Annotated in this window: 5 protein-coding genes; 1 reads left to right on the plus strand and 4 read right to left on the minus strand. The window is 67.2% G+C overall.

Going from position 1 to position 6,777, the window contains the following annotated elements; genetic code table 11:
- Nucleotides 1-63 precede the first annotated feature (63 nt).
- From QRO93_RS20845 to QRO93_RS20855, 3 genes are all read right to left on the minus strand, one after another.
- Nucleotides 64-1,974, minus strand: a complete 1,911-nt coding sequence (locus QRO93_RS20845) for a CocE/NonD family hydrolase (protein ID WP_180880914.1) — start codon at nt 1,972-1,974, stop codon at nt 64-66.
- A gap of 198 nt (nt 1,975-2,172) precedes the next feature.
- Nucleotides 2,173-2,556, minus strand: coding sequence for a DUF4440 domain-containing protein (locus QRO93_RS20850; RefSeq protein ID WP_180880916.1), 384 nt, complete (start codon nt 2,554-2,556; stop codon nt 2,173-2,175).
- Between the two features lie 2 nt (nt 2,557-2,558).
- Nucleotides 2,559-3,914 (minus strand): MFS transporter, encoded by a 1,356-nt coding sequence (locus tag QRO93_RS20855; RefSeq protein WP_180880918.1) that lies wholly within the window; start codon nt 3,912-3,914, stop codon nt 2,559-2,561.
- 105 nt (nt 3,915-4,019) lie between these two features.
- Here QRO93_RS20855 and QRO93_RS20860 point away from each other — a divergent pair, with 105 nt between their 5' ends.
- Nucleotides 4,020-4,916 (plus strand): LysR family transcriptional regulator, encoded by an 897-nt coding sequence (locus tag QRO93_RS20860; RefSeq protein WP_285304343.1) that lies wholly within the window; start codon nt 4,020-4,022, stop codon nt 4,914-4,916.
- A 102-nt stretch (nt 4,917-5,018) separates the two neighbouring features.
- Here the strand turns inward: QRO93_RS20860 and QRO93_RS20865 are convergent.
- On the minus strand, nt 5,019-6,777 hold a 1,759-nt coding region (locus tag QRO93_RS20865; protein WP_285304344.1), incomplete at its 5' end, for a beta-glucosidase.

Here is a 6,777-nt window from a genome sequence, read left to right on the forward strand (position 1 = left end):
CGGGCCAGCGGCCGGCACTACCGCGGCCGCCGGGCATCGCGTGCCCGGCGCACCTCATCAACCTCAATACACCGGCAGATCGATGTAGCTGGCCTGCGCGGCGCTGTGCCAGACCCGCTGCGTCGCCTTCTGGTAGTCGCCCGGCCTGGCCAGGTAGATGTTCGGCACGTAGGTCTGCGGGTTGCGGTCGTACAGCGGGAACAGGCTGGACTGCACCTGCACCATCACCCGGTGCCCCTTCTGGAAGGTGTGGTTGGCGTTGGGCAGATCGAAACGGTACGGCAGCACTTCGTTGGCAGCCAGCGGCTTCGGATCGCTGAAGCCCTCACGGTAACGGCCGCGGAAGATCGCCAGCGATACCGGCAGCTCATAGCCGCCCATTTCCGGCGTCGACGCTTCCTGGTCCGGATACACGTCGATCAGCTTCACCACCCAGTCGCTGTCGGTGCCGCTGGTCGATGCCTGCAGATGCACCACCGGCGCGCCGCCGATGCGCAGCGGCGCGGTCAGCGGTTCGGTGATGAAGGTCAGCACGTCCGGGCGGCCATCGACGAAGCGCTGGTCCTTGACCAGCCAGGTGGTCCACATGTCGCGGTCGCTGAAGCGCACCGGTCGCGGCACGAACGGCACCGGCTTGGCCGGATCGGACACGTATTCCTCGAAGCCGCCCTCGCCTGCCGCCGGTGCCTGGAACGCCAGCTTGCCGCCGGCGCGCAGGTATAGCGGCTTGCTGCTGGCGGCACAGCCCTTGTCGCAGCTGCGCGGCCAGCCCTTCAGGCGGTCCCAGTGGTTTTCGCCGGTGTTGTAGATCAACACCGGCGGCGTGTCGGCCTTCGGTGCACCGTCCACCAGGTACTGGTCGAAGAACGGCTTGAGCACATCGCGGCGGAACTGCAGCGCGGTATCGCCATCGAACTTCAGCGCGCCCAGTTCATTGCCGCTGTAGTTCACCTGGCTGTGCCGCCACGGGCCCATCACCAGGTAATTGCGGTTGTTGCCACTGTCGCGCCCTTCCATCGCCTGGTAGGCGTGGTTGGCGCCCCACATGTCTTCCTGGTCCCACAGGCCCTGCAGCCACATGGTGGGTACCTTCAACGGTGTCCTGGCCATCACTGCATCCAGCGCCTGGCCTTGCCAGAAGGCGTCATAGGCCGGGTGCTCGACCAGCTTCTTCCACCAGGTCAGCTGGTCCACGCCAGTGAAACGTGCGTAGTCGCCGGCCGAACCGATGCGCAGGAAAGTGCTGTAGTCGTCGTAACCGAGGCTGGGCAGCGGCGTGCCCTTGCCGCGCTTCTCGGTCTGCATCGCAAAGTAGTTGAAATTGACCTGGCGGAACGCGCCGTAGTTGAGCCAGTCGTCGCCCATCCAGCCATCCACCATCGGGCTCTGCGGCGCGGCCACCTTCAGCGCCGGGTGCGGGTCGGTCAGCGCCATCACCACAGTGAAGCCCTCGTACGACGAGCCGAGCATGCCGACCTTGCCGTTGCTCTCCGGCACGTTCTTCACCAGCCAGTCGATGGTGTCCCAGGCGTCGGTGGAATGGTCGACTTTGGTGTTGTTCAACGGCCCGCGCAGCGGCCGGGTCATCACGTAATCGCCTTCCGAGCCGTACTTGCCACGGATGTCCTGGAAGACGCGGATGTACCCGCCGTCGACGAACACCTCGTCGCCCTGCGGCAGCAGGTCGCGCATGCGCGGCGAATCACTGCGGTTGGCGCGGCCAGCGGCATCGTAGGGCGTGCGGGTCAGCAGGATGGGCGCATTGTGGGCACCCTTGGGCACCACGATCACCGTATACAGCTTGGTGCCATCGCGCATCGGCACCATGACCACGCGCTTGTCGTAGTCGCGGCCGACATCCGGCGCAACGAAGGGTTTGCCGCTGATGTCCGGGGTCATCGGCGGGGTATCGGCAGCCAGCACGGTGCTGGACAGGCAAAGGGCGATGGCTACAGCAACGGCACGCACACGCATGGAGACCCCTCCCGGCAGGAAAGCCTCAAGCCTACTCCTGCCATGTGCCGTGAAGTGTGGGCAGGCTTTGCATTCTGCGGTGGATACAGGCAGGACTGATGGCACATGTGCCGTCGCCCGGTAGTGCCGGCCGCTGGCCGGCAAGGTCATGCTCCTGGGGCCGGTACGTGGTTGCCGGCCAGCAGCCGGCACTACCGATCAGGCGGCCACCTCATGCAGCGCCAGCCAGCACCAGCGCCCCTGCTCCTGCCTCAGTACCGCCAGCGATTCGCGCCATGCGGGTGCGCCGCCATCGATCGAATGCCCTTCGCGATAGCGCAGCACCGCCAGCGGTGATGGCACTTCCACCGCCTGCACGGCTTCGATGGAGATCCTCAGCCCTGCCCGTGCGCCATGGGCACCCGCGAACAATGCCCGCACGGCATGCCGGTCCAGCCGGCGGCCGGCGATACCGACCATGCTGAAGTCCGCGCAGAAATGCGCCATCAGATCATCCAGTGCGTCGATGCCGGCCTCGGCACGGAACCAGGCCTGCAGTTTGTCGTGCAGGTGGTGGATTTCATGTTCTGCGGTGGTATCCATCATCAATTCCCAGGGTGTGGAAGAAGAAGCTGCTTCGGCCAACGCAACAGCAGCATCGGCAGCAGGGTCAATACGGCGGCCAGACCCAGCGCCACGCCAGTGGCGCGGGCCGGCAGCCATTGCATGGCCAGTGCCAGCAGCAGCGCGATGGCGGCGGTGCCCAGGCAGAAGCTGAGCTGGCGGTTGAGGTTCCAGAGCGCACTGGCATCGCCCAGCGCTTCGCCCTCGACCCCATGGAAGGCCAGCGTCTGCGCGGTGCTGCTGCACAGGCTGCCGCCAGCACCCATCAGCGCGAACAACAGCCCGGCCAGCGCAAACGACGGCCGTGGCGACAGCGCCATCGCCAGCAGGCCACTGGCCTGCAGGAACATGCCGGCACGCAGTACTGCGGCCGGGCCGAATCGAGCCAGCAGGCGCTTGCTGGCGGTAATCGCGATGGCCGAGGCCAGCGCCCACGGCAGCATCAGTGCGCCGATGCGCGCGGCGCTGTAACCGGCCTGGTGCAGTTGCAGGGTGCTGACCAGCTGACTGCCGATGAACACGCCTGGCACCGCCAGATACACCAGCATCGCCAGGCGCAGGCCGCGATGGGACAGCAGCGACCAGCGCAGCAGGGGCTGTAGCTGCCGACGTGCGTGCCGCAGGTGGACGACGGCAAGCACCACCGCGACCATCAGCAAGCCGCTGCCGGCAAGACGATGCCCGGGTTCGCCCAGCCAGGTCAACGCCAGCAGCAGCGCGCCCAGCGCCGCCATCGCGGTGGTAAGCGCATGGGCCTGCAGGCGCGGCACAGTACGACGGACGTCGGCGGGCATCCACGCCAGCACCAGTCCAATCGCCATGAGTGCCAGAGGCAGGCTGGCCCAGAGCACACCGCGCCAGGACAGCCATTGCACCAGCAGCCCGCCCAGCGCTGGCGCCAGTGCCGGCACCAGCAGCGCCACCAGCAGGATGCGCCGGGTCAGTGCACCGCGTTGGTCAGGCGTGCACTGCCGGTAGGCCGCCGCCTGAGCCACCGGAATCAGCAGGCCACCGGCCAGGCCCTGCAGCAGGCGCCACCCCAGCAGCCAACCGATGCCCGGCGCGGCTCCAGCCAGCGCAGCGGCGGCCGCGAACAGCAGCAGTGCTACCAGCAGCAGGCGGCGCTCGCCACAGCGTGCGGCCAGCCACGGCGCCAACGGGATCACCACGCTCAGGCCCAGCATGTAGGCGGTGCCGACCCAGGCCAGGGTGCCGACGTCGGCATGCAGCTCAGCCGCCAATGCCGGATAGGCCACCGTGGCAATGAACATGTTGACCAGGTCCAGGGCGAACACCAGCAGGAAGATCGCCTCATGGCGCAGGCGGGGGGACGGCATTGACGGCGCTCCAGCAGGGAAGCGGCCAGCATGCCCGGCAGGCGTTGTTGGAAAAACACGACGACAGCTGCAACACTGTCAAATCTGTTTTGACAATTGATGCCCATGGTCAGCCTCGATCGCTTCGATATCTTCCGCGCCGTGGTCGAGGCCGGCAGCCTGACCGCGGCAGCCGACCGCCTCGGCCTGAGCCGCGCGGTGGTCAGCTTCAACCTGAAGCGGCTGGAACAGGAACTGGGTGTGACCCTGCTGCTGCGCAGTACCCGTCACCTGGCCCTGACCGAGGCCGGCGAGCAGTTCCTGCAGCACTGCGTGCAGGCGCTGGATGCCGCGCAAGCAGCGATCGATGCCGCGCGCCGCGACCAGCACCAGCTGCAGGGCGTACTGCGCCTGACCACTACACCGGAGTACGCACAGCTGCGCCTGATCCCGGCGCTGGAGGCGTTCCGCACGCGCCACCCGGCCCTGCAACTGCATCTGTCGACCTCGCCGGCACCGGCTGACCTCATTCCGGAGCGTTTTGATCTGGCGATCCGCCTTGGCCGCCTGCCCGACTCTGGCCTGCATGCCAGCGAGCTGGAACAGCACCCGCTCTGCGCAGTGGCGGCGCCTTCGCTGCTGGCGCGCCTGCCGTCCGCTGATGCCGCGGACGATCCGGTGCAGCTCGGCACGCTGCCGCGCCTGGGCTACCCACGGCTGGCCGATGTACCGGTGATCGCGCCGGACGGAAGTGATGCGCTGTTTGCCACCAATCCGGCCAATGCAGTGGTACGCGTGGATGGGGCCAGCAGCCTGCGCACCTTCGCCGTGGCCGGTGCCGGGGTCACCGTTCTTCCCCACTGGCTGATCGAGGACGACCTGGCCCAGGACCGGCTGCGCCCGGTGCTGCGCCAGCATCGTTTTCCACAGCAGAGCGTGTACGCGGTCTATCCGCACAGTGCCCAGCCCTCGCCGAAGGTCCGCCAGCTGATCGATTTCCTGCGCGACTGGTTCGCCACATGAAAAAGGGGACGGAGGGAATCAAGTCGTTCTTGCCATAAACGACTTAATTCCCTCCGTCCCCTTTTTCAGACACGGCCCGTTGCGGGGCCGTGTCCTCAGGCATCAGCGCAGCACCTGCTCCACCAGCTGTACGTCCACGCTCTGCAGCGGCTCGGCGGCGTTGCGCGACAGCTGCACCTGGTAGGTGCCGCCATCGATCTTCCACTGGCGGGCCTGTGCATCGTAATGGGCCAGCGTCTTCGGCTCGGCCTCGATGCGGATGCGGCGCTGTTCGCCCGGCTGCAGGTTCACCTTGTCATAGCCGATCAGGCGGATCGGCGTGGTGCTGCCGGCCGGCAGCTTCAGGTACAGCTGGGCGACGTCGGCACCGGCGCGCTTGCCGGTGTTGCGGATGTCGACGCTGGCGACCAGGCGCGAGCCTTCCACGCTCACCTTCAGGTTTTCATAGGCGAAGGAGGTGTAGGACAGGCCGTGGCCGAAGGCGAAGGTCGGGGTCAGGCCCTTGGCCGCCATCCACTTGTAACCGACGTTGGCGCCTTCGATATCGAAATCGAACACATCACCGAACGGCTTGGCCGGCTTGAAGCCGAGGCCGTCGATATGCGGGCGCGGCAACTGCGATTCGTCCACCACCCAGGTCACCGGCAGGCGCCCGGACGGATTGACCTGGCCGGTCAGCAGCGCGGCGATGCCTTCGCCACCGCGGATGCCCGGGTACCAGGCCTGCAGCATCGCCGGCACCTGTGCCAGCCACGGCGTGCGCACCGGGCCGTTGGTTTCCAGCACCAGCACGGTCTTCGGGTTGGCCTTGGCCACGGCCGAGATCAGGGCGTCCTGGTTGTCGGGAAGCTGCATGTCCGGCAGGTCCACCGATTCTGCCGCCCACTGGGTGGCGAACACGATGGCGACGTCGGCCTGCGCGGCAGCCTTGGCTGCAGCGGCGGCATTGCTGCCGTCCACATACTCGATGGTTGCATCCGGACGTGCAGCGCGCAGCGATTCCAGCGGCGAGGACGGGTGGAAGATCACCGGGCCCGGCCAGGTGGTCGGCAGCACGCCCGGCACCGCATTGGTGCCCTTGGCGGTCACGCCCACCATCGACGAACCGCCGCCACCGATCACGCCCTTGTCGGCATGGCCGCCGATGATCACGATGCGCTTCACGCTGTCGGCCAGCGGCAGCAGGTTGCCCTCGTTGCGCAGCAGCACGCTGCCCTCTTCCACCGTGCGCTGGGCGACGGCGAAGCCAGCCTCGGCATCCACCTTCTGGTGCTGCGGCGGGTTGTCGAAGTTGCCGTGCAGGAACATCGTGCGCAGGATGCGCGCCACCATGTCGTTCAGGCGCGCCTGCGGCACTACGCCACCGTGCACGGCCAGGCGCAGCGGTTCGTCGAAGAACACCGCCGCATCGAACACTTCACCGGCCGACTGCTGGTCCAGGCCGGCCAGCGCCGCCTTCGAGCCACTGTGCACGCCACCCCAGTCGGACATCACGAAACCGGGGAACTTCCATTCCTGCTTCAGCACCTGGTTCATCAGGTAACCGTTCTCGCAGCCGTAGGTGCCATTGATCTTGTTGTACGAACACATCGCCACGCCCGGGCGGCCTGCCTCCAGCGCGATCTCGAAGGCGAGCAGGTCCGACTCGTGCATGGCCTGCTCGCCGATGCGCACGTCGTGGAAGTTGCGGCGGGTCTCCATGTCGTTCAGCGCGAAGTGCTTCATCGAGGAGATCACGTGCTGGCTCTGCACGCCCTGGATCAGCGCACCGACCATCGAACCGGCCAGCAGCGGATCTTCACCGGCATACTCGAAATTGCGGCCGTTGCGCGGGTCGCGCTGCAGGTTGACGCTGCCCGAC

Origin of the sequence: Stenotrophomonas maltophilia group sp. Smal17 (assembly GCF_030237045.1) — a bacterium.
Taxonomy (GTDB): domain Bacteria; phylum Pseudomonadota; class Gammaproteobacteria; order Xanthomonadales; family Xanthomonadaceae; genus Stenotrophomonas; species Stenotrophomonas forensis.